Source organism: Streptomyces deserti, assembly GCF_054782695.1.
Genome location: NZ_BAAGRZ010000011.1, coordinates 69,139 through 92,879, shown reverse-complemented (window position 1 = coordinate 92,879; position 23,741 = coordinate 69,139). Strand labels below are relative to the sequence as shown.

The window sequence follows — 23,741 nt, the reverse complement described above, 5'->3', positions numbered from 1 at the left end:
CCTGGCGGAGAAATCCCGGTCATTGCCCCCGGATGCCGCAGTCAACACCCTTGACATCACTGAGCCCTTGGGCAACAACTGATCCTTGCGCATCGAAGCTGACAACGTTGTCCCGTGCGCAGGGAGGGTACCCGTTGATGGAGCACAAAGCTCGGCACAGATGGGGTTCGGCGGTCGTGTCGGCGACCGCCTTCGCTTTGGCCGTGAGCTCACAGGGCGTGGCGGTCGCCCTGCCCGAGGCACCCACGGCGGCCGACCGGGAGTTCGCGTCCTCCTTCGAGGCGGACGACCCGGTTCCGGACTGGCTGAACACCGTCGAGGAGGCACCGGACGGCGGCAAGCGGGCCTCGGGCGTCGACGGCGGCTACAGCGGCGGCATCCCGGGCAATGTGACCGACCAGGTCACCGACGTCCGGGCCAGTGGCGAGAACACGGGCGCCGGCGAGGTGAAGGAGAACCTCGTCGACGGCGAGCCGAGCACCAAGTGGTTGACGTTCGAGCCCACCGGCTGGGCCGAGTTCGACCTGGACAAACCGGTCAAGGTGGTGCGGTACGCGCTGACGTCGGCCAACGACCACGACGAACGCGACCCCAAGGACTGGACCCTCAAGGGCTCCACCGACGGCAAGGACTGGAAGACCCTCGACACCCGCTCCGGGGAGTCCTTCTCCGAGCGGTTCCAGACGAAGACGTACGACATCGCGGAACCCGTTGAATTCCGGCATTTCCGCCTGGAGGTCACCGGCAACAACGGCGGCGGCATCCTGCAACTCGCCGACGTGCAGTTCTCGACGGGCGGCAGCGACGGACCCGTCCCCCAGGACATGCTGTCCCTCGTCGACCGCGGCCCGAGCGGGTCGCCCACCGCCAAGGCGGGCGCCGGGTTCACCGGCAAGCGGGCGCTGCGCTACGCCGGGCGCCACACGGCCGACGGGCGGGCGTACTCGTACAACAAGGTCTTCGACGTGGATGTGGCGGTCGGCCGGAACACCCGGTTGTCGTACCGGGTCTTCCCGTCGATGGCGGACGGCGACCTCGACTACGACGCCACCCACGTGTCCGTGGACCTGGCCTTCACGGACGGCACGTACCTGAGCGACCTCGGGGCGACGGACCAGCACGGGTTCGAGCTGAGCCCACGGGGGCAGGGCGCCGCCAAGGTGCTCTATGTCAACCAGTGGAACCACGTCGTCTCCCGGATCGGGTCGGTCGCGGCCGGGAAGACCGTCGACCGGATCCTGGTCGCGTACGACTCCCCCGAGGGCCCGGCGAAGTTCCGCGGCTGGCTGGACGACGTGACGATCCGGCCCGCCGCGCCCGAGCGGCCCAAGGCCCACCTGTCGGACTACGCGGTCACCACCCGCGGCACGAACTCCAGCGGCGGCTTCTCCCGCGGCAACACCTTCCCCGCGACCGCCGTGCCGCACGGCTTCAACTTCTGGACGCCGGTGACCAACGCGGGCTCGCTGAGCTGGCTGTACGACTACGCACGTGCGAACAACGCGGACAACCTGCCGACGATCCAGGCGTTCAGCGCGAGCCACGAGCCGAGCCCCTGGATGGGCGACCGGCAGACCTTCCAGGTGATGCCGTCGGCGGCCTCCGGTACCCCGGACACCGGCCGCACCGCCCGCGCGCTGCCCTTCCGGCACGAGAACGAGACCGCGCGGCCGTACTACTACGGGGTCCGGTTCGAGAACGGGCTGAAGGCCGAGATGGCGCCCACGGACCATGCGGCGATGCTCCGCTTCACCTACCCGGGCGACGACGCGAGCGTCCTCTTCGACAACGTCACGGACCAGGCGGGACTGACCCTCGACGAGGAGCACGGCATCGTCACCGGCTACTCGGACGTGAAGTCCGGGCTGTCGACGGGGGCGACCCGGCTGTTCGTGTACGGGGTGTTCGACAGACCGGTGACCGAGGGCGCCGCCAGCGGGGTCAAGGGGTACCTGCGCTTCGACGCCGGTGCCGACCGCACGGTCACGCTGCGCCTCGCGACCTCCCTCATCAGCATCGACCAGGCCGAGGACAACCTCCGCCAGGAGATCCCCGGCGGCACCACCTTCGACGCGGTCAAGAACCGCGCCCAGCGGCAGTGGGACCGGCTGCTCGGCAAGGTCGAGGTCGAGGGCGCCACCCCGGACCAGCTGACGACCCTGTACTCCAGCCTGTACCGGCTGTACCTGTACCCGAACTCCGGCTTCGAGAAGGTCGGCGGGAGGTACCGGTACGCCTCACCGTTCTCCCCGATGCCCGGCCCGGACACCCCGACCCACACCGGCGCGAAGATCGTCGACGGCAAGGTGTACGTCAACAACGGCTTCTGGGACACCTACCGGACGACCTGGCCGGCGTACTCCCTCCTGACGCCTACGCGGGCGGGCGAGCTGGTCGACGGGTTCGTGCAGCAGTACAAGGACGGCGGCTGGACCTCGCGGTGGTCCTCCCCCGGGTACGCCGACCTGATGACCGGCACGTCCTCGGACGTGGCGTTCGCCGACGCGTACGTCAAGGGCGTCGGCTTCGACGCGAGGGCGGCGTACGACGCGGCCGTGAAGAACGCCACGGTCGTGCCCCCGTCCTCGGGCGTGGGCCGCAAGGGCATGACCACCTCGCCCTTCCTCGGCTACACCAGCACCGACACCCACGAGGGCCTGTCGTGGGCGCTGGAGGGCTACCTCAACGACTACGGCATCGCGCGGATGGGCCGGAAGCTGTACGAGGAGACGGGCGAGCGGCGCTACCAGGAGGAGTCGGAGTACTTCCTCGACCGCGCCCGGGACTACGTGAACCTCTTCGACGCCAAGGCCGGTTTCTTCCAGGGCCGGGACGCGAAGGGCGACTGGCGGGTGGAGTCGTCCCAGTACGACCCGCGGGTGTGGGGCTACGACTACACCGAGACCAACGGGTGGGGATACGCCTTCACCGCCCCGCACGACAGCCGGGGCCTCGCCAATCTCCACGGCGGCCGCAAGGCCCTCGCCGACAAGCTCGACGCGTACTTCTCCACGCCCGAGACGGCCTCCCCGGAGTTCGTCGGCTCGTACGGCGGTGTCATCCACGAGATGACCGAGGCGCGGGACGTGCGGATGGGCATGTACGGGCACTCCAACCAGGTCGCCCACCACGCGATCTACATGTACGACGCGGCCGGGCAGCCGTGGAAGGCGCAGGAGAAGGTCCGCGAGGTGCTGTCGCGGCTGTACGTCGGCAGCGAGATCGGGCAGGGCTACCACGGCGACGAGGACAACGGCGAGCAGTCGGCCTGGTACCTGTTCTCCGCGCTCGGCTTCTACCCGCTGGTGATGGGCAGCGGCGAGTACGCCATCGGCTCCCCGCTGTTCTGGAAGGCGACCGTGCACCTGGAGAACGGCCGCGAGCTGGTGGTGAAGGCTCCGAAGAACAGCGCGCGCAACGTGTACGTGCAGGGGCTGAAGGTCAACGGCCGTACGTGGACGAAGACGTCCCTCCCCCACTCGGTGGTCGCGCGCGGCGGGGTCCTGGAGTTCGACATGGGCCCGCGGCCGTCGTCGTGGGGCACGGGGAAGGACGCGGCGCCCGTGTCCATCACCCGCGACGACAAGGTGCCGACGCCCCGTGCGGACGTGCTCCAGCGTGAGGGGGCCCTGTTCGACGACACGTCGGCGACGGACGCGGCCGTGACGTCCCTGGACCTGCCGGTCTCCGGGGGTGCGAAGCCCGTCCAGTACACGCTGACGTCGTCGGACCGCACGAAGGCGCCGACCGGCTGGCGGCTGGAGGGCTCGTTGGACGGGACGACGTGGCGGACGCTGGACCGGCGCTCCGGGGAGTCCTTCAGGTGGGACCGGCAGACACGCGCGTTCACGGTGGGGTCACCGGGTACGTACGAGAGGTACCGCCTGGTCCTCGACGGTGAGGGAACCCTGGCGGAGGTCGAACTGCTCGCCTGAGACGAGGAGTTGGGGTTCTCATGCCGCTTCCCGTGCCCGTTCTGCCCGAGGGTGTCGACCCGGCCTGGCTGCCGCCCGCCGCCTTCCGGGCGGTCGGCGGCCGGCGGACGCTGATCCGCGGATCGGGTCCGCTGGTGGAGACGGTGCACGGGGAGGTGGCCGAGGCCTGCGGACGGTTCGGGGGCCGGGTCGTACGGGATCGTGGCGCGGGTGACGCCTCGTACGACCTGGTGCTCGAACTGACCGGCCCCGGCGACGACGAGGGATTCACGTACGCGCGCCGGGACGGGACCACGACCGTCACCGCCTCCGGTCAACGCGGGCTGCTGTACGGGCTGTTCCACCTCGTGCGGCTCGGGGAGGACGCGTTCCGCGGGGAGCGGGCGCCGGAGGCGCACCGGCCGGCGCTCGCGCTGCGGATGCTGGACCACTGGGACAACGTGGCCGTGCACCCGGTCATGGGCCAGGTCGAGCGGGGGTACGCGGGCGGCTCGCTGTTCTGGCGGGACGGCCGGGCGCGGCGCGAGTTCGAGCGGGTGCGGGCGTACGGCAGGCTGCTGGCGGCCTGCGGGATCAACGCCGTCGCGGTGAACAACGTCAACGTCCATGAGACCGAGGCACATCTGCTCACGGACCGGATCGGTGAAGTCGCCGACCTCGCGGGCGCGTTGCGGCCGTACGGCATCCGCACCCATCTGTCGGTGACCTTCACCGCGCCCGTGGTGCTGGGCGGGCTGTCCTCGGCCGATCCCCTGGACGAGGCGGTGCGTGCGTGGTGGGCCGAGATGACCGCGCGGGTGTACGAGGTGATCCCCGACTTCGGCGGATACGTGGTGAAGGCCGACTCGGAGGGGCAGCCCGGCCCGTTCGCGTACGGCCGCAGTCATGCCGACGGCGCGAACATGCTCGCCGCCGCCCTCGAACCGCATGGCGGCACGGTGCACTGGCGGGCGTTCGTCTACGACCACCGCCAGGACTGGCGCGACCGCACGACGGACCGGGCGCGGGCCGCGTACGACCACTTCACGCCCCTGGACGGGGAGTTCGCCCCGAACGCGGTGCTCCAGGTGAAGCACGGGCCGATGGACTTCCAGGCGCGCGAGCCGGTCTCCCCGCTGATCGGCGCGATGCCGCGCACCCGGCTGGCGGTGGAGCTGCAGGCCACCCAGGAGTACACCGGGCAGCAGCGGCACGTGTGCTGGCTGGGGGCGATGTGGAGCGAGGTGCTGCGGTTCCGGCCGGAAGGGGACAAGGGTGTCGGTGAGCTGGCGCGCGGCGGGCTGGTCGCGGTGTCCAACGTCGGCGACGACCCGTTCTGGACCGGGCATCCACTGGCCCAGGCGAACCTGTACACCTTCGGGCGGCTGGCCTGGCGGCCGGACGCGGATCCGCGCGCGGTCCTCGACGAGTGGATCGCACTGACCTTCCCTAAGAGCTCCGAACAGAATGGGCGTCCGATCAGCGCGCGGCGTCTGGTGCGTGCGATCGCAAGGCGCCGGAAGGTCCTCGTAGCGGAGCTACGAGGACCTTCCGGCAACGCGGCGAGCGTGCGTGCCAGGCGTCGCGCGCCGGGCGCCCATTCTGTTCGGAGCTCTAAGACCCCGCGGCGGCTGGTGGCCGGGCTGCACGCCGTGCTCGACGGGTCGTGGCGGACGTACGAGAAGTACACGGCGCCGCTCGGCGTGGGCTTCATGGTGCAGCCGGGGCACCACTACGGGCCGAGCGTCGACGGCTACGAGTACAGCCCCTGGGGCACCTACCACTTCGCCGACCGCGACGGGGTCGGCGTCGACCGCAGCCGCGCCACCGGCACCGGATACGCCGGGCAGTACGCCAAGCCGTGGGCGGAGCTGTACGAGGCGCCGGACACCTGCCCGGACGAGCTGCTGCTGTTCTTCCACCACGTGCCGTACGGGCATGTCCTGCACAGCGGGAAGACCGTGATCCAGCACATCTACGACACCCACTTCGAGGGTGTGGAGGAGGTCGAGGAGGCCCGGCGGGTGTGGGCGGGGCTGGCCGGCCTGGTGGAACCGGAGCGCCACGCCCGGGTGGCGGAGCGCTACGAGGAGCAGCTCCGCAGTGCCCGGGAGTGGCGCGACCAGATCAACAGCTACTTCTTCCGCAAGTCGGGGGTGCCGGACGAGCGGGGGCGGCGCGTTTACTGAGGGTGCTGCAGGATCGCGACGCCCAGGGGATCGAGGAACAACGGCTCACCCTCCTCCACCTGTTCGCCGGTGAGCAGGTCGGTGGCCGTGGTGTGCGCGGTGAGGCGGGCCGGTTCGGGGGCGTGGTTGAGGAGGAAGAGCAGGCGGGTGCCGTCGGGGGTGACGCGGGTCGCGGTCTCGACGGCGGGGTGGCCGGCGTAGGGGCCGATCAGGTCGTGGCGGGTCAGGATCCGGCGGACCACCCAGTCGACGCCCGGCTGGTCGAGGGCGGTGGCGACGTACCAGCCCTCGCCCGTGCCGTACGTGTGGCGGGTGACGGCCGGGGTGTCCGCGTAGAAGTCGGCGCCGTACGTGCCGACCGGTTCGGCGCCGCGGGGCAGCACGATCTCGAAGACGAGGCGGGCCCGGGAGGTCACCTCCTCCAGCCGCACAAGCTGGACGAACTCCTCCGGGCGGGCGTCCCACTCGTCGACGCGGATGCCCATGAGCGGGGCGAGCGGGCCGGGGACGTCCGTGAGGAAGGCGCGGTCGTGCGTGTCGACGCGGCCGGACAGGAAGGTGGCCAGGACCGTGCCGCCACGTGCCGCGACGGCTTCCAGGCGGGCGGCGAGGTCGCCCTTGACCATGTGCAGGACCGGGGCGAGGACCACGTCGTACGGGGTGAGATCCGCGGTGACCGGGACGGCGTCGACGTCGGCACCCGCCTCGCGGGCCGCCCGGTAGTAGGCGTGGACGACGTCGAGGTAGCGGACGAGACGGGAGGGGCCGTCGGAGATCTCCAGGGCCCACCAGCTGTCCCAGTCGAAGAGCAGGGCGGTGCGGGCGGGGGTGCGGGCGCCGAGCGTGGTGTCGCCCAAAAGCTCCAATTCGCGCCCCAGCTCGGCGACTTCGCGGAAGACGCGGGTGTCGTCGCGGCCCGCGTGCCCGATGACGGCGCCGTGGTACTTCTCGCAGGCGCCGCGGGATGCCCGCATCTGGAAGTACAGGGCGGCGTCGGCGCCGTGGGCGATGGCCTGGAAGGTGGCGAGGCGGAGTTCGCCGGGGCGTCGCAGCGGGTTGACGTCGCGGCAGGCGGTGGTGGACGGGGTCTGTTCCATCAGCCAGAAGGGGGCGCCGTCCTTCAGGCCGCGCATCAGGTCGTGGGCGAGGGCGGGCCGGGTGGGCGGGGCGTCGAGGGGCGGGTAGTTGTCCCAGGAGGCGAAGTCGAGGTGGGGCGCCCAGCGGTGGTAGTCGAGGGGGCGGAACAGGCCCATGAAGTTGGTGGTGACGGGCGTCGCCCGGTCGTGGCGCCGGATCGCCTCCTTCTCGGCGAGGAAACAGCCGAGCAGGGCGTCGGTGGCGAAGCGGTGGTAGTCGAGGGTGATACCCTGGAAGGCGGTGTGGTCGGGGCCGCGCCAGTGCTCGGTGAGGGCGCTCGGCGGCTCGATCTGCTCCCAGTCGGTGTAGCGGTGCGACCAGAAGGTGGTGCACCAGGCGGCGTTGAGGGCGTCGAGGGTGCCGTGCCGGTCCCGGAGCCATGCCCGGAACGCCTCGGCGCACAGGTCGCAGTAGCAGGCGCCGCCGTACTCGTTGTTGACGTGCCAGGCGAGCAGGGCGGGGTGATCGGCGTAGCGTGCGGCGAGGCGTTCCGCCAGGGCCGTGGCGTGCCGGCGGTACGCGGGTGAGCTGGGGCAGAAGTTGTGGCGCTGGCCGTAGCGGTGGCGGCGGCCCTCGAAGTCGGTCCGGTTGACCTCGGGATGCTGTTTCGCCAGCCACGGCGGGAGGGCGGCGGTGCCGGTGGCCAGGCAGACCCGGCGGTGCTCGGCGGCGGCGCGGTCGAGGACGCGGTCCAGGATCGTGAAGTCGTGGACGTCCTCGGCCGGTTGGGTGAGGGACCAGGAGAAGACGCCGACGGTGAGCGTGTCGATGCGGGCCCGGGTGAACAGGCGGTGGTCGGCGTCCCACACGTCCTGCGGCCACTGCTCGGGGTTGTAGTCGCCGCCGTACGGGATCTTGCGGCTCATGCGGTGAAGTCCTCCTGGGTCTCGGCGATCACCGGGCGGCTGCTGTGCAGCAGGGAGAGCAGCAACGGGGCGGCCAGCAGGGCGGGCAGGGCCTCGGTCAGCAGGGCGGTCGACGCGGCCACCAGGAGGAGCAGGGAGGCGGCGCCGAGGGTGGCACGGCCGTGCCGGAGCAGGAAGTACGCGGCGAGGCGGGCGGTGTCACGGGTCCGGAAGGCGAACAGCGAGGTCAGGACCAGCGCGTGCGCGCCCCACAGCAGGGAGCCGGCGCCGATCACCGCGAGCAGCACGGCCCACCAGCCGGGCAGGCCGGTGGCGGAGAAGTGGGTGAGGGTGAACGCGATGACGGTCAGCCAGCCGAGCAGAGGCGCCCACAGCGCAAGCGCCGGGCGGGCGTTGAGCCGCCAGCCGCGCCAGAAGACCCGGGCCGGACGCAGCTCGGTGAGGTCCCGGCTGCGATGGTGCAGGGCGTACAGGGCGGCGGACAGGGCCGGGCCGAGCGGCAGGAGGCAGACGGCGGCCAGGGGGAGGTTCGACGGATCGGGGCCGAGGAGGAACAGGCCGGCGAGGCCCGGCGACGCGGCGAGCAGCAGCAGTGCCTCGACGGTGAGGAGGGTATGGATCAGGGCGGCGGCGCGGGAGAGGACTCCGGTGCCGAAGTCGGCCGTCCGTACGGTACTCATGACACCTCCCCGACCTCCCCGCCGAGCAGCCGCCGCTCGTCCCACCAGGGCGGCGTCTCGTCCTGGACCGGGGTGAGCTCGACGAGCGTCACCTCGTGGCGGCCGAGCGTCAGGGGCAGGTCGACACGGCCGCCCTCGGCCGTCAGCCGCCGGTGGCTGCGGGCGGGCTCGGCGGCCTCGTGCAGCACGTCGAGCTGCGCGGCCCTCGGCGAGCGGGGGCTGCCCATGTGCCGCCAGGCCGTGTACGCGTTGCCCCGCTCCTCGTCCACCGAGGAGCGGCGGACGAACACCTCGCCGCCGCTCACCGGCAGGGTCAGGCGCAGGGTGTGCCGGTCCGGGCCGGGGGTCCGGCCGGTCGGGTCGACGGGCGCCCAGGCCAGAACGGTGACCCGGCCGTCGGGATGCCGGGTGACCAGATGGTCGTCACCGCGCGTGAGCCGCTCCTCCCCCATGCGGGCCATGAAGGCGTACAGGTGGTACGTCGGTTTCCTCACCTGCCGGTGGGTGAGCAGCCCGAACCCACCGTGGAAGAGCGCGGTCGGCACACCGGTCTCCTCGAAGACATCGCTGAACGTCCAGTAGGAGAAGGAGTCGGCGTGGTCACCGCCGGCCGCGACCACCGGGGCGAGGTACGCGGCGTGGAAGGCGGTGTCGTGGACGGGGTTGTCGGGCCGGTAGGAGGAGTTGAACTCGGTGATGTGGACGGGGCGTTCGGAGAGAGACGTGCCCTTGAGACGGCGTCTCGGCGCGGCGAACTGATCCAGCAGCGCGTTCGCCGGGGCGAGGCTCTGGTGCGCGCCGAACGGTACGTGCCGGGCGGGCCCGGAGGTGTAGGCGTGCCGGGAGACGAAGTCGACGGGTACGTCCCGGCGGTCGGTGAACTCGGCGAACCGCTCCAGCCACTCGTCCGCGCCGGGCGAGATCGCCGGGCCGCCGACCTGGAGTCCGGCGTCCACCTCCTTCACGGCGTGCGCGGTCACCTCGTACAGCCGGTGGTACGCCTCCTCGTCCGCGCCCTGCCAGAAGTCCGGCAGGTTGGGCTCGTTCCACACCTCGATCGGCCATTCCCGCACCTCGCCGAGGCCGTACCGGTCGACGAGGTGGACCAGGACCGCCCGGACGAGCCCGGCCCACTCCTTCCAGTCCCGCGGCGGGGTGACGTTGCCCCGCCACCAGAACACCGTCTGGTCGCCGCTCGCCAACTCGCTTGGCATGAAGCCCAGTTCGAGGAAGGGGCGGATGCCGAGTTCCAGATACGCGTCGATGACCTGGTCGACGTAGGTGAAGCAGTGGTGGACGTGCCGGGCGCCCTGCCAGGTGTACGGGCGGTGGACGGCCATGCCGTCGGAGAACAGGCCGTGGCCGCGGATGTGCCGGAAGCCGATCTCGCGCTGGAGGATCTTCAGCGACTCCTGGTGGTCGCGGCGCAGGGCGAGGTCCATGCGGCCGGTGCCGACGCAGAACCGCCAGGCGTCCGGGAAACGGTTCTCCGCCGCGCGGATCACCCGTTCTCCTTCTTGAAGCGCTCGTACGCCTTGTTGTGCAGATCGACGAACCGCTGCATGTTCTTCGACTTCAGCTCGGTGACGTAGGAGCCCCATTCGGACAGCGGGCGCTTGCCCAGGGCGAACTTCAGGGTGTTCTGGGTGACATGGTCCCTGAGCGGTGTCTCCCACAGCGACGCCTGCTCCTGCTCGAAGGACTCCAGCGGGTGGGCCGGGCCGATGGGCAGCTCTTCACGCCGGCCCATGACGTCCTGGAACTTCTTCTCGTCCGGGCCGAACATGGAGGAGACGAGCTCCCAGCTGCCGCCGTAGGCGAAGACGCCGTTGTAGAAGCCGTAGTCCTTCTGCATGTCCTTCGGGGCGTCCGGGTCGGAGCCCAGGAGACTGATGCCGTCCTTGGGCTGGTACCGGCCGCCGGAGCGGGTGTACGTGACGCCCTCGACGCCCCAGCGGGCGAACCGCTGGCCCTCGTCGGAGTACCAGAGCCAGTCCACGAACTGCATCATCGCGACGAAACTGTCGCTCTTGAGCGCCTTGCTGGAGATCATGACGCCGTTCTCCAGCCGCGCGCCGCCCAGCACCACCGGGCCGGCGGGCCCGAGCGGCACCGGGATCATCTCGATCCTCGCGCCCTTGACCTGCTTCTCCAGGTTGTACCGGTAGTTCTGCACCAGCTCCTGGGGGTTGGCGCTGATCGCGAAGGACTTCTCGCCCAGCAGCTTCTGTATCGCCTCGTCGTCGGTCTGGGTGAAGCTCTCCGGGTCCACCAGCTTCTCGGCGACCAGTTTCCGCACGTACTCGATCATCTGCCGGAAGCCGTCCGTCGCTCCGGTGAAGACGAACTTCTGCGCGTTCGCGTCCCAGCTGATGCTGTTGTACGTCCAGCCGGCCCTGACCCCGTACGCCTGGCCGAGGTAGCTGAACAGGGCGGCGGCCGGGTAGGGCGTGTTGGTGCTCCAGCGGTCGGAGAAGGGGTAGCGGTCGGGGTACTCCTCCCTGATCGCCTTGAAGACCTCGTACACCTCGTCCCAGGTGGCCGGCAGGCTCAGGCCGAGCTTGTCGAGGACGTCCGTGCGCAGGGAGAGCGAGTAGCCGGACCTGACCTTCTCGTGCAGGCCGGGCAGCAGGTAGTACTTGCCGTCGGACTGCCGGATGGAGTCGAGCTCCGGCTCCAGTTTCCACTTCCTGACCTTGTCCCGGAAGTTGGGCATCAGGTGCACGTAGTCGCTGACGGGGAGGATCGCGCCCGACGACACGAACGCGACCTCCGAGGGGTGGTACGTCTTGGGGATCAGGAACGGGGCGTCGCCCGAGCCGATGAGGACACTGCGCTTCTTCTCGTAGTCGGCCAGCGGGACCGCGACGGGCTTCAGGGTGACGCCGGTGCGCTTGGTCAGCTCCTTGAAGAACAGCCAGCTGTTCTTCATCGGGTAGACCGGGTTGTTGTTGTGCAGGACGTCGAACGACAGCGGCTTGGTGGCCTTGAACCGCTGGCCGGCCCGGTACTCCTTCATCGCGCCGTTCTGCTTCTTCGACAGGTCCTTGGAGTCCCCGCCGTCGTCACCGCTGCCGCAGCCGGTGAGGGCGGCGAGACCGGCGAAACCGGCGGCGGCGAGGATCTGGCGCCGCGACAGCTGTCCTGCGTTCTTCACGGATACTCCCTTGTTCCGTAAGCCAGTTGAGGAGAGGTGCGGCTGTCATCCCTTGACCGCGCCGAGCATCACGCCCGAGACGAAGTAGCGCTGGACGAACGGGTACACGCAGAGGATGGGCAGCGAGGTCAGCACGATCGTGACCGCCTGGATGTTCGCCGCGGCCTGGCTGAGCTGCTCGGTGCCCGCTCCGGCGTTGCCGCCGGTGGTGGCGCCCGCGATGAGGTTGCGCAGGTAGACGGTCGCGGGCATCAGCTCGGCCTTGTCCATGTACAGGAACGCCGAGAACCAGGAGTTCCAGAAGGCCACCGAGTAGAACAGCACCATCGTCGCGACGACCGCCTTCGACAGCGGCAGCACGATCCGCAGCAGAATGCCGTACGTACTCAGGCCGTCGATCTGCGCGGCCTCCTCCAGTTCGCTCGGCAGGCTCTCGAAGAAGGCCTTCATCACCAGCAGGTTGAACACGCTGATCGCGTTCGGCAGCGCGATGGCCCAGATGGTGTTCTTCAGGCCGAGGCTGGTGATCAGGACGTAGTTGGGGATCAGTCCGCCGGTGAAGAACATGGTGAACACGGCGACACCGACGAGGAACCCGCGCCCCTTGAGGTGCTTCTTCGACAGGACGTACGCGTAACAGGTCGTCAGGACCATGGCGACGGCCGTGGAGACGACCGTGTACAGGACGGTGTTGCCGTAGTTCCGCCAGAACATCGAGTCCTGGAAGACGATCTTGTAGGTGGTGAGGTTGAAGCCCTTCGGCCACAGCGTGACCTCACCGGCCCGGATCTGCCGTTCCCCGCTGAACGAGCGGGCGATGATGTTGACGAACGGGTACAGGGTCACGACCACGACGAGGGTGAGGATCACCCCGTTGATCCCCTGGAAGACGCGGTAGGACCGGCTCGGCTTCACCACAGGCTCGTCCCCACCGTACGGCGCGACAGCTGGTTCGCGGAGGTGATCAGGACCAGGCCGATGATCGCCTCGAACAGGCCGATCGCGGCGGCGTAGCTGAAGCTGTTCGACTCCACGCCGGTGCGGTAGAGGTACGTGGAGATCACGTCGGCGGTCGGGTACGTCAGCGGGTTGTAGAGCAGCAGGACCTTCTCGAAGCCGACCGCCAGGAACGTGCCGATGTTGAGGATCAGCAGCGTGATCATGGTGGGCCGGATGCCGGGCAGGGTGACGTGCCAGATCTGCTGCCAGCGGTTGGCGCCATCGATGCGCGCGGCCTCGTACAGGTCCTCGTCGATCGTGGTGAGCGCGGCGAGGTAGAGGATCGTGCCCCAGCCGGCGGTCTGCCAGATCTCCGAGCCGACGTAGATGGTGCGGAACCACTCGGGCTCCTGGATGAACCGGATCGGCTCGTGCCCGAACCAGCCCAGCACGTGGTTGACCGGGCCGTCCGTGGCGAGCATCTGCAGGGTGATGCCCGCGACGATCACGATCGACAGGAAGTGCGGCAGGTACGACACCGACTGCACGAACCGCTTCAGGGAGCGCCGGCGGACCTCGTTGAGCAGCAGCGCGAGCACGATCGGGATCGGGAAGCAGAACACGAGCGTGAGCCCGCCGAGCCACAGCGTGTTGCGGAACACCTGCCAGAAGGTGGGGTCGGTGAGGAACATCTCCACATAGCGCAGGCCCACCCACTGCTCGCCCAGGATCGAACCGCCCGGCTCGAAGCGGCGGAAGGCGATCACGTTGCCGATCATCGGCAGATAGCGGAAGACCAGGAAGAACAACAGCGGCAGCACGGCCAGCGAGTACAGCTGCCAGTCCCGGCGCAGCGCCCGCCGCCAGCCGGTGCGCGCGGACGGCCGTGGACGACGTGCGGTCTTCGTCGGCGGTGGGTCCTGCGTGCCGGGCGGCGGAACAGACGTGGCGGAGGTGCTCATGCTCGGGCCTCCCGTGGCATGGGACGCGGAACCGAAACTTTCGAGCTCTTACCGGTAACTTCGCGGCAACTTAAGGGGAGCGGAAAGCGCTGTCAATGGGTGCTGCGGACGGGGAGTTGAGACGGAGGCACCCTGCTGGGTTCAGCGTGGCGCGCAGGTGGAAGAGATGGAAGGACCGGAACTTTCTGACCCGTGACCGCAACGATCGGTCGCGTCCCCTGTGTACCCCGATCCCCTGCGAGGTTCCCTCAGTGCCCGCCTTCGACCTGCCCCTGCCGGAGCTGGAGCGCTACCGCCCGGACGTCGAAGAGCCCCCCGGCTTCGACGAGTTCTGGCTGAGCACGCTCAAGGAGGCCCGGCAGACCGATGTGCTGGGCTCGGTGCGGCCGGTGGAGACCGGCCTGCGGCTGACCGAGACCTGGGACGTGACCTTCCGGGGCTTCGCCGGCGACCCGGTGCGCGCCTGGTACAGCAGGCCCGCCGGGACAGGCGAGCCGCTGCCGGCCGTCGTCGAGTACGCGGGGTACGGCCGGGGCCGCGGCCTCCCGCACGAGCGGCTGACCTGGGTGAACGCCGGATACGCCCACCTGCTGATGGACAACCGCGGCCAGGGCGACCAGTACGGCAACGGCGGCGACACCCCGGACCCCCACATGGGCGCGCCGGGTGGACCGGGTCCCGCCGTACGGGGTCTGCTCTCCCCGCACGACTACCACTACCGCCGCTTGATCACGGACGCGGTGCGCGCGGTCGCCGCCGTCCGCGCACTGCCCGGCGTGGACGGCGGCCGGGTCGCGGCCGTCGGCAACAGCCAGGGCGGCGGCCTCGCCCTGGCCGTCGCGGGCCTCGTCCCGGACCTGGCGGCGGTGCTGGTCACCGCCCCGCTGCTGTGCGGCATCCGCCGCGCCCTGGACCTGACGGACACGGGTCCGTACGGCGAGATCGCCGCGTATCTGTCCGTGCACCGGGGCGCCGAGCAGGCTGCGTACCGCACCCTCGCCCACGTGGAGGGCATCTCCTTCGCCCGGCGCGCGCAGGCCCCCGCCCACTTCGGGGTCGGCCTGCGCGATGCGGTGTGCCCGCCGAGCGGGGCGTACGCGGCTTTCCATGGCTACGGGGAGTTGACCGGGGCGGATCCCCGCAAGGAGATCCACGCCTACCCGTTCAACGGGCACGAGGGGGGCGATGCGGTGCAGGTGCGCCGCCAACTGCTGTGGCTGGACGAGGTGTTCAGCTCCTCGCGAGGGTGAACACGTGCACGTCCGCGCGGTCCGGCAGCCGCACGGCCCGGATCGTCCTGGCCTCCGGCGCCGCGAAAGGCCTGGCGACAGCAGGTCGGGATCTGCGCGGGTGACGAACCTTCGGCGATCACTTCGTTACTCGTCGGCGCACGCAGGAGCGGGCGCGTCGACCGAAATCGGGCTGCCCTGTGGCACGAGGTAGGTGACGTACAACTCGACGGGCTCGGTGCCGAGGTTGCGGCCGATGTGGATGTGGTGGCTGCCGGCCGGCTCGACGAACGAGCTTCCCGCAGGTGTCGTCTCGATCGAGCAGTCCTGCAGCGCGCGCGTGAGGGTGCCGGACTTGACGACGGCGATGACCTGGCCGGGGTGGTAGTGCCAGCCGGTGGAGCCTCCGGGTGCGATGGTGAGGGAGCGGAAGACGACGTCCGTGGGTCCTTTGGCCTTGATCTTCAGTGTTCCGGCGGAGGTTCCCTGGGCGAGGACCGTGCCGGTCACTCCGCTGCCGGGAGTGGCGAGGGCGGCCGTGGGCCCGAAGGCCAGGGCGGTCGCGCAGCCCGTCATGAGAAGCGCTCTGCGGGCCTTGCGTATCCGGAACGTACGGCTCATGGATCCCCCTCCACATACGGCCAATCAGGTGGCTTCTCGGTCGACTTGAGTAATCGAGGAACTTACTTCCCCCCTGCGTCGGCGTCCACACCAGGCACGGCGAGGACAGGCTGTGGTTCGTGGCGCTGGGCGGCGAGGGTGTCGGGTCCGGGCGTGGGTGGTGCGCCGATGCGGGTAGGTGCGCAAAGTGCTGAGGCCGACCCAGCACCGCCGAGCCTGAGCAGCCCGTTGCCCAACGCCCCGACGGCCGGGATTCGATCCGTCCATCAGCTGACCCGGGCGGCGATGGTCCGCGCGCACGCCAGGGACTCGGTATGCGTCGTGTCCACCTCCAGGTCGTAGATCACGCCGTCGTGAACCACGTCCGCCTGCAACGCGGCCATCCCCCGGACGCGATCTCCCCGTGCGACCTCGCGGCCCGCGGCGACCGCACTGTCACACCTCATCCCGACCCACAGCACGTCCAGCTCGCCCAGAGCCTTCTGCCACCGCCGCTGGGACGAGGCTCCGCCGAGAAAGACGTCATCGATGATCACCCTGGCGCCGGCGCGGGCCATGGCCACGACGCCCTCCATCCAGGCCGTCTGCAGCGCCATGTGATCACGATCACCCGAGTCGGCACCCCGCCACAGTAGAACCGCTCCCCCACGGCACGAAACGGATTTCGGCAACCCGGCACGCGGCACGCGGCACGCGGCAGGCGTCAAGCGGGCCCGGTGGAGACACCCCCCACCGGGCCCGCCGCGAGCAACGGTTCAGCCCACCCGGCAGGGCAGGCTCGTCGTACTGTCGCCGCCGGAGCCGGAGACGACGTACCCGAACGTCGTGCTCTGCCCCGGACTCAGTGAGCCGTTCCAGGCGGTGTTGTGCACCATCACCGCCTGGCCGTGGTACGTGGCGTTGCCGCTCCACAGGCTCTCGACCTTATGGCCGGCCGGGAGCGTCCAGTCGACCATCCAGCCGAGCATCGGGACGTCGCCGGTGTTGGTGACGGTCACCTCGGACTGGTAGCCGCCGTTCCAGGTGCCGGTCGTCTTGCGGGTGGCGGTGCAGGTGCCGGACACCGGTTCGGTGGGGTTGCCGGGCTGCTTGATGCCCGTCACCTCGCCGTTGCCGCCGTCGAAGACGACGTCGGAGCAGGAGTAGAAGGTCTCCTGGCTGTCGGAGCGCTGCCAGACCATGTAGATGATGTGGCGGCCCGACTTGCCGTCGGGGAGCTTGCCGGTCCAGGAGTAGTTGGCCTCGACCGTGCCCGGGGAGCCGTTGAGCGGCGGGTGGTCGACGGTGAGGAAGGGCTTCTCCTCCATGTCGTTCCAGGTGAGCGTCTTCGTCGGGTCGAAGCCGTCCTTGGTGATGTAGACGTGGAACCAACCCGGGTGCGCGGCCCAGGCGTTGTACGAGAAGTCGACCGTCGCGCCCGAGGTGAGGTGGGTGAGCGGCCAGTCCTTGCTGGGGGTGTTGAAGCCCGTGAAGTTGGGGTTGCCGCCGCTGCACAGCTCGCCGTCCGGTACGAAGCCGCGGGTGCGGCCGGCGCCGTCCGAGCGGAGCACGGAGAACCAGTTGTAGAACGGGGTCGTCCCGCTCACCTGCTGTGCCGTCCGGCAGGCCGGGTTGACCGGCTTGATCTCACCGGTGTCGGTGAGGCCGTCCTGCCAGCACAGGAAGGTGCGGCTGCCGGGCTTCATCGGGGTACCGTGCGCCTCCGCCTCGCCGCCCACCGTCATGACGAGGCTGAGGGCCGGGATCGTGGCGAGGAGGGAGACCAGGACGAGGAAGAGGGCTCTGGCTCGGGTGGGGCGCGGTGGTCGGCGGTGCGTCGAGGCGTCTGTGGGGGTTGTCAGGATCATGACACATCTGTCCGTTCAGGGAGTACGTACCGTGCGGATGCGTGTGCCGAATTGTGCGTGCGGATGAGCGGGGTGGGGGCGGCCCCTGCGGCAGGTTCCGGTCCACCGTCATGGGAGCGCTCCCACCCCACCTGGAGCGGAAGGTAGCGCCGGACGGCCCTCTTGTAAACGCTCGGCGCCGAACGCCCGGCGCGCGGAGTGCCCTCCAGGGAGAGAACCTGGTCCCATATATGCCGATCTAGCACTATTGGTCTGGTATGCGATTCTGATGTGTGGGTGCCCTGCCGCTCATGGGCGGCGCGGTCCGGCGCCGCCGGGTCCCGCGCCCGCGCCGTCGCCGTCGCCGTCGCCGCCAGAGTTCCGGGGGACCTCCACCTGCCAGCACCTGCGGCACGGACGGGAGGAAGATGCGGATGCCCCACAACGGCGGTACCCGGGCCGCGCTCCCGGGTCTGCGGGCACCCGGGGCCGGGGCAGCGGGCGCCGGTCCGCCCCGTCCGGCGCCGGAGACCTCTCCGAGGGAGCGGGTCCTGGCGTTCGCGGGGGCCACGGTGACGGCCGTGTACGCGGCGGAAGCCGGGGGCGGAGAGCTTCGGCTGGTCGAGTCGGCCGGAGCCGACCCCGACCGGTACGGGCTGCCGGAGAAGGTTCCGGTCTTCGGTGACGCGCCGGTGGCCGAGGCCTTCCGGACCGGCCGGCCCCGGTGGCTGAAGGCCGTGGCGCTCGGTTCCGGCCCCGAGGACGGCGGCCCGGAGCCCTCGCGGGCCGCCGGGGTGCCGCTCGGGGCGCTGCCGCTCGGGTCGGCGGGTGGCGGGTGGCTCGGCTGTCTGGCGGTGGTGGGCGAGGCCGCGGACGGCTTCGGAGCCGAGCAGCGGGACTTCCTGGAGCGATACGCCTCGGCGATCGCCGGCCGGCTCCGGGGTGAGGCCGACCGGTGCGCGCCGGCGCCGCTGCTGGATCCCGCCCTGCGGAGCATGGGGATCGGTTCGTTCGCCATGCTGCCGGGCACCGGCGTGATCGAGACGGACGCCGCCCTGCTGGAACTGGTCGGCATCACCGAGGACGACTTCGACGACCGGACCGACAGCCTGCTGTCGTACACCGTCCCGGAGGACGTGCCCGCGCTGATGTCGGTCCTGGAGCCGTCCGCGCAGACCACCGGGTGCCGGGATCTGGAGTTCCGGATCCGCCGGCCCAGCGGTGAGCTGTGCTGGCTGCATCTGGGCTGCCGCGTGGTGAAGGGGCCGGACGACGGGCCGCTGCGGGTGGTGGGCGTGGTGACCGCGGCGCCCGTGCTGCGCCAGAGCGCCAGCGACGTCGCCCGGATCCAGTGGCTGACCGCCGCGCTCGACGACGCCACGACCGTCCGGGACGTCAGCCGGGTCGTGGTCGCCGCTCTGCGCGAACCGCTCGGCGCCGACCGGGTGGCGCTCGCCGAACTGCTGGAGGACCGGCTGGCGGTGACCGTGCTCGATCCGCCGGGGGCCGGTGCCTGGCCGGAGCTGTGGCGTTCCAATTGGCGCTCGGAGTGGCCGGACGCGCCGATCAGCGCCCTGCCCACGCTGCAGGCGGCGCTGCGGGGCGGACGGATGAGCCTGTGGCCCGCGGGTGCCAGGCTCGAGCCCGGGCTCGCGGGGGTGGGCCCCGGCGGGCTGGCCGTGCTGCCGCTCCCGGCCCGCAGCCGGGTCGCCGGGGTGTGCCTGGTCGGCTGGGACGAGCCGCACGAGTTCGTCCCCGAGGAGCGGGCGCTGCTGACCGCGACCGCGGGGCTGGTGGGGCAGGCCCTGAAGCGCGCCCACGCGTACGACGCCGAGCAGGAGCTCGCCACGATGCTGCAGCGCAGCCTGCTGCCGCGCCGCCTGCCCGAGCTGCCCGGGGGAACCGCCGTGGCCCGGTATCTGCCCGCCAGACGCGGGCTTCAGGTGGGCGGCGACTGGTACGACGTGATCGCGCTCTCCGAGACACGTGTGGCCCTCGTCATCGGTGATGTGCAGGGGCACAGCGCCGCCGCGGCGACGATCATGGGCCAGATGCGCACGGCGGTCCGGGCCTACGCCGTGGAGGGCCACCCGCCCGACGTGGTCGTCTCGCACGCGAACCGGCTGCTCGTCGGCATGGAGACCGACCTGTTCGCGACCTGCTGCTATGTCGAGCTCGACATGGAGGAGGGCAACGCGCTGTTCGTCCGGGCCGGGCACCTGGCTCCGCTGCTGCGCCATCCGGACGGCAGCACCGAGGAGATCGAGGTCGAGGGCGGCCTGCCGCTGGGCGTGCTCGCCGACGCGGAGTTTCCGCTGACCGCCCTCGCGCTGGCCCCGGGCTCGGTCCTCGCGCTGGTCACCGACGGCCTGGTGGAGGCCGCCGACCTGGAGGTGGAGGAGGGCATGCGGCGCATGCGCGAGGCGCTCACCGCGGCCGATCCCTCCGACGCCGGGCGGATGGCCGACGTCCTGCTCGGCCAGGACGGCCGGCGTGAGGACGACGTGGCGTTGCTGCTGCTGCGCTACGACGGGATGAAGGTACGGCCGGTGCGGGCCGGCTGGGTCGTGTGGCGGCTGCCCGACGCCGTCATGCACGCCCGCCGGTTCGCCGCGCGCACCCTGCGCTCGTGGCGCGTCACCGAAGAGGCCGACACGGTGCTGCTGGTCGTCTCGGAGCTGGTCACCAACGCGCTGGTGCACACCCAGGGCCCGGTCCGTTACGACCTCACCCTCTCCGCGGACCGGCTGCGGGTCGCCGTGAGCGACTCCTCGCCGCGCGCGCCCGCCAAGCCGGTGATCGTGGACTGGGAGTCGACCGGCGGCCGGGGCCTGTTCCTGGTCGAGGCCGTGTCGGCGTCCTGGGGCTCCATGCCGAACGGCGGGGGCAAGCAGGTGTGGAGCGAGATCGTCATCTCACCGCCGGATCCGGGGCCCGCGCGGGCCGCCGGGGCTGTCGGGCTGCCTGAAGGGAGTCCGCGATGAGGGCCCGTAAGGGGTGGCGGGCGAAGCCCCGTACGGGGTGGCGGGCGAAGCCCCGTAAGGGGTGGCGAGCCCTCGCCGTCGTCGTCTCGGGGCTGATGGCCGCATCCCTGGCCGGCTGCGGAGGAGACGGCGGTGCGGACGAGGACGGCCTGACCATCGGTCTGCTGCTGCCGAGCCGCGCGGTGCCGCGCTGGGAGAACTCCGACAAGCCCATGATCGAGAAGCGGGTGAAGGAGCTGTGCGCCAAGTGCACGGTGATGTACGCCAACGCCGAGAACGACGCGGCGAGCCAGCGGCAGCAGATGCACTCCATGATCACCCGGGGGGCCGCGGTCGTCATCCTGGACGCCGTCGACCCCAGGGCGTTGCGCTCCTCGGTCCAGGCGGCGCACAAGGCCGGTATCCCGGTCCTGGCGTACGACCGGCTCGCCGAGGGCGCGATCGCGGGCTATGTCAGCTTCAACGGCGAACAGGTCGGCAGGCTCCAGGGCGAGGCGCTGCTGAAGGCGATGGGCGACAAGGCGCGCGGCGGCCGGATCGTCATGATGAACGGGGACCCGGCCAGCCCCAACGCGGCCTGGTACGAACGAGGGGCCCGGTCCGTCCTCGAGGGCAGGGTGAGGATAGGCAAGGCGTACGACACGCTGGGGTGGCGGACGGAGAACGCGCACGACCAGATGTCCGCCGCCATCGCCGCCCTGGGCCCGGACCGGATCGACGGCGTCCTGGCGGCCAACGACGCCATCGCCGCCGGTGTCATCTCGGCCCTCAAGAGCGCCCGGGTCACGCCGCTGCCGCCGGTGACCGGCCAGGACGCCGACCTCGCCGCGGTGCGGCGCATCGTCAAGGGCGAGCAGTACATGACCGTCTACAAACCCTTCCGGCAGGAGGCCGAGACGGCCGCCGCCATGGCCGTGGCGCTGGGGCGCGGCGAGAAGGTCGACGCCCTCGCCACGACGACGGTCGACAGCGCCACGCACGAGGACATCCCGGCCGTCCTGCTCGCCTCGACCGCCGTGACGGCCGGCACCATCCGGCAGACGCTCGTCCGGGACGGCGTCTACACCATCGACCAGATCTGCGTCCCGAAGCTCCGGCCGGCCTGCGACCGGGCGGGGCTGACCCGGTGAGGGGGAGGTGGTCGACGTGGCGTTCCCGCCCGTGCTGGCGTTGCGCGGCATCTGCAAGCGGTTCGGCGGCGTGCAGGCGCTGTTGGACGTCGACCTGCAGGTCCGGGCCGGTGAGGTCGTCGCCCTGGCGGGCGACAACGGCGCCGGCAAGTCCACGCTGATCAAGGTGATCTCGGGGGTCAGCCCCGCCGACCGGGGCGTCATCGAGTGGCAGGGCCGGCGGGTGCACATCAGACGCCCCCACGACGCCCACGCCCTGGGCATCGCGACCGTCTACCAGGACCTCGCGATGTGCGACAACCTCGATGTCGTCGGCAATCTGTTCCTCGGCCGGGAGATCGCCCGGGTGGGCATCCTCGACGAGGTGGAGATGGAGCGCCGCGCCCGCGAGCTGATGCGCACGCTGTCCATCCGTATCCCGGACGTGCGGATGCCCGTCGCGGCGCTGTCGGCGGGACAGCGGCAGGCCGTCGCGATCTCCCGCTCGCTCATGGGGCAGCCCAAGGTCCTCCTGCTCGACGAGCCCACCGCCGCCCTGGGGGTCGAGCAGACCAGCCATCTCCTCGACCTCATCGAGGAGGTGCGCGACCGCGGCATGGCGATCATCCTCATCAGTCACAACATGGGGGACATCAAGGCCGTGGCGGACCGGGTCGCCGTCCTGCGCCTGGGCCGCAACAACGGCCTGTTCGACGTGAGCACGGTGGCCCAGGAGCAGATCATCTCCTCCATCACCGGCGCGGCGGACAACGCCGTGGCGCACCGCTCGACGGGCGACGGGGAGGGGTGGCCGTGAGCAGGGGCGAGGCCTCGCGGAACACCGGCCCCACCGGGCCGGCCGCGTCCGCCGGGCGCCCGGCCCCGCGCGGCTGGCGGCGCGGCCTGAAGGGATACGCCGACGAGGTCCGCGGCAGCGTGCGCGGCGGCGAACGCGGCCCGCTCCTGGTCGTGCTCGGCCTCGTGGTGATCTGGATCGTCTTCCAGGCGCTCGACGACAACTTCCTCTCGCCGCGCAACCTGTCCAACCTCAGCGTGGACATCGTCGGTACCGGCCTGGTCGCCGTGGGCATCGTGTTCGTGCTGCTGATCGGGGAGATCGACCTGTCGGTCGGCTCCGTCAGCGGGCTGGCGGGGGCGGCGTTCGCCGTGCTGAACGTGAACCAGGGCGTGCCGGAGTGGCTCGCCCTGATCGTGGCGGTGGTCGCGGGGACGGCCGTGGGCGCCTTCCACGGGGTCTTCTTCGCCTGGCTCGGCGTGCCCGCGTTCGTCGTCACGCTCGCGGGCCTGCTGATCTGGAACGGGCTGACGCTGTATCTGCTGGGCGCGAGCGGCACCATCAACCTCGACGAGGAGGGTCTGGTCGCCGACCTGACCGGCACCTACTTCGCCGCCGACGGCGTCGCGTACGCCCTGGCCGCGTGCGGCACGGCCGGATACCTCCTGGCCGCCCGCCGGAACAGCAACCGTCTCAGAGCCGCCGGGATGCCGCACCGGCCGGTGCGCGAGATCTGGGTACGCGCAGGTCTCCTGGCGGTGATCGCCTTCGCCGCCGCCCACACGCTCAACCGGTTCCAGGGCCTGCCCATGGCGCTGCTGATCTTCCTGGTGGTCCTCGTCGTGTCGGACTACGTGCTGCGCCGCACCCGTCACGGACGGCGGGTGTACGCGCTCGGCGGCGGTGTCGAGGCGGCGCGCCGCGCCGGCATCGGGGTGGAACGGGTCCGGGTCGCGATGTTCATGGTGTCGGGGACACTGGCCGCGGTCGGCGGGCTGTTCGTGGCCTCGGGGCTCACCTCGGCGAGCCCCACGACGGCCCGCGCGGCCGGCTCGGGCATGCTGCTGATCAACGCCATCGCCGCGGCCGTCATCGGGGGCACGAGTCTGTTCGGCGGGCGCGGCTCGCCCTGGTCCGTGCTGCTCGGCGTGCTGGTCATCCAGTCGATCGCCTCGGGCATGGCGCTGCTGGGGGTGGAGGACTCCGTCCAGTTCATGATCACGGGTGGGGTGCTGCTCATCGCCGTCGCGGCCGACGCGCTCTCCCGGCGCTCGGAGGCGATACGCGGCCGAACGTGAGCCGGCCCCGCCCCACCGGCCATATCCCATGAAA

16 protein-coding genes are annotated in these 23,741 nt (G+C 71.0%); 7 read left to right on the top strand and 9 right to left on the bottom strand.

Annotated features, from left to right (window positions below):
- Nucleotides 1-137 precede the first annotated feature (137 nt).
- Both ACYVMZ_RS20035 and ACYVMZ_RS20030 read left to right on the top strand, forming a co-directional pair.
- On the top strand, nucleotides 138-3,935 hold the full coding sequence (locus ACYVMZ_RS20035; RefSeq protein WP_461081494.1) for a GH92 family glycosyl hydrolase: 3,798 nt from the start codon (nucleotides 138-140) through the stop codon (nucleotides 3,933-3,935).
- 20 nt (nucleotides 3,936-3,955) lie between these two features.
- Entirely contained in the window at nucleotides 3,956-6,103 is a 2,148-nt protein-coding gene (locus ACYVMZ_RS20030; RefSeq protein WP_461081492.1) for an alpha-glucuronidase, read from the top strand.
- On the opposite strand, the gene ACYVMZ_RS20025 is transcribed toward ACYVMZ_RS20030, so the two are convergent.
- The 6 genes from ACYVMZ_RS20025 to ACYVMZ_RS20000 are packed head-to-tail and all read right to left on the bottom strand — an operon-like array spanning nucleotide 6,097 to nucleotide 13,844.
- Complete coding sequence (locus ACYVMZ_RS20025) at nucleotides 6,097-8,106, bottom strand: beta-galactosidase (RefSeq protein WP_461081490.1); 2,010 nt, start codon at nucleotides 8,104-8,106, stop codon at nucleotides 6,097-6,099. The two genes, ACYVMZ_RS20030 and ACYVMZ_RS20025, sit on opposite strands and share 7 nt — an antisense overlap.
- Entirely contained in the window at nucleotides 8,103-8,786 is a 684-nt protein-coding gene (locus ACYVMZ_RS20020) for a YesL family protein (protein ID WP_461081488.1), read from the bottom strand. Before ACYVMZ_RS20020 ends, ACYVMZ_RS20025 begins: the two co-directional genes overlap by 4 nt.
- Nucleotides 8,783-10,291 (bottom strand): GH39 family glycosyl hydrolase, encoded by a 1,509-nt coding sequence (locus tag ACYVMZ_RS20015; RefSeq protein WP_461081486.1) that lies wholly within the window; start codon nucleotides 10,289-10,291, stop codon nucleotides 8,783-8,785. Before ACYVMZ_RS20015 ends, ACYVMZ_RS20020 begins: the two co-directional genes overlap by 4 nt.
- Nucleotides 10,288-11,943, bottom strand: coding sequence for an ABC transporter substrate-binding protein (locus tag ACYVMZ_RS20010; protein ID WP_461081484.1), 1,656 nt, complete (start codon nucleotides 11,941-11,943; stop codon nucleotides 10,288-10,290). The genes ACYVMZ_RS20015 and ACYVMZ_RS20010 overlap by 4 nt, the downstream gene beginning before the upstream one ends.
- Before the next feature lie 45 nt (nucleotides 11,944-11,988).
- Nucleotides 11,989-12,861, bottom strand: coding sequence for a carbohydrate ABC transporter permease (locus tag ACYVMZ_RS20005; RefSeq protein ID WP_461081482.1), 873 nt, complete (start codon nucleotides 12,859-12,861; stop codon nucleotides 11,989-11,991).
- A complete protein-coding gene (locus tag ACYVMZ_RS20000; RefSeq protein WP_461081480.1) occupies nucleotides 12,855-13,844 on the bottom strand; it encodes an ABC transporter permease in 990 nt (329 codons plus the stop codon). The genes ACYVMZ_RS20005 and ACYVMZ_RS20000 overlap by 7 nt, the downstream gene beginning before the upstream one ends.
- A gap of 251 nt (nucleotides 13,845-14,095) precedes the next feature.
- Between ACYVMZ_RS20000 and ACYVMZ_RS19995 the strand changes: the two genes are divergently transcribed.
- Nucleotides 14,096-15,094, top strand: a complete 999-nt coding sequence (locus ACYVMZ_RS19995; protein ID WP_461081478.1) for an acetylxylan esterase — start codon at nucleotides 14,096-14,098, stop codon at nucleotides 15,092-15,094.
- A 126-nt stretch (nucleotides 15,095-15,220) separates the two neighbouring features.
- Here ACYVMZ_RS19995 and ACYVMZ_RS19990 read toward each other — a convergent pair whose 3' ends face one another.
- The 3 genes from ACYVMZ_RS19990 to ACYVMZ_RS19980 form a co-directional block, all read right to left on the bottom strand.
- Nucleotides 15,221-15,694, bottom strand: coding sequence for a cupin domain-containing protein (locus tag ACYVMZ_RS19990; protein ID WP_461081476.1), 474 nt, complete (start codon nucleotides 15,692-15,694; stop codon nucleotides 15,221-15,223).
- Nucleotides 15,695-15,960: 266 nt separating this feature from the next.
- Entirely contained in the window at nucleotides 15,961-16,401 is a 441-nt protein-coding gene (locus ACYVMZ_RS19985) for a phosphotransferase-like protein (RefSeq protein WP_461081474.1), read from the bottom strand.
- 48 nt (nucleotides 16,402-16,449) lie between these two features.
- Nucleotides 16,450-17,541, bottom strand: coding sequence for a lytic polysaccharide monooxygenase (locus tag ACYVMZ_RS19980; protein ID WP_461081472.1), 1,092 nt, complete (start codon nucleotides 17,539-17,541; stop codon nucleotides 16,450-16,452).
- Nucleotides 17,542-17,954: 413 nt separating this feature from the next.
- Between ACYVMZ_RS19980 and ACYVMZ_RS19975 the strand changes: the two genes are divergently transcribed.
- From ACYVMZ_RS19975 to ACYVMZ_RS19960, 4 genes are all read left to right on the top strand, one after another.
- Nucleotides 17,955-20,504 carry a SpoIIE family protein phosphatase gene (locus tag ACYVMZ_RS19975; RefSeq protein WP_461081470.1) on the top strand — a complete coding sequence of 850 codons (2,550 nt, stop codon included), beginning with the start codon at nucleotides 17,955-17,957 and terminating at the stop codon, nucleotides 20,502-20,504.
- Nucleotides 20,505-20,599: 95 nt separating this feature from the next.
- A complete protein-coding gene (locus tag ACYVMZ_RS19970) occupies nucleotides 20,600-21,634 on the top strand; it encodes a sugar ABC transporter substrate-binding protein (protein WP_461081681.1) in 1,035 nt (344 codons plus the stop codon).
- A gap of 16 nt (nucleotides 21,635-21,650) precedes the next feature.
- A complete protein-coding gene (locus ACYVMZ_RS19965; RefSeq protein WP_461081468.1) occupies nucleotides 21,651-22,430 on the top strand; it encodes an ATP-binding cassette domain-containing protein in 780 nt (259 codons plus the stop codon).
- Entirely contained in the window at nucleotides 22,421-23,707 is a 1,287-nt protein-coding gene (locus ACYVMZ_RS19960; RefSeq protein ID WP_461081466.1) for a sugar ABC transporter permease, read from the top strand. The genes ACYVMZ_RS19965 and ACYVMZ_RS19960 overlap by 10 nt, the downstream gene beginning before the upstream one ends.
- Nucleotides 23,708-23,741 lie beyond the last annotated feature (34 nt).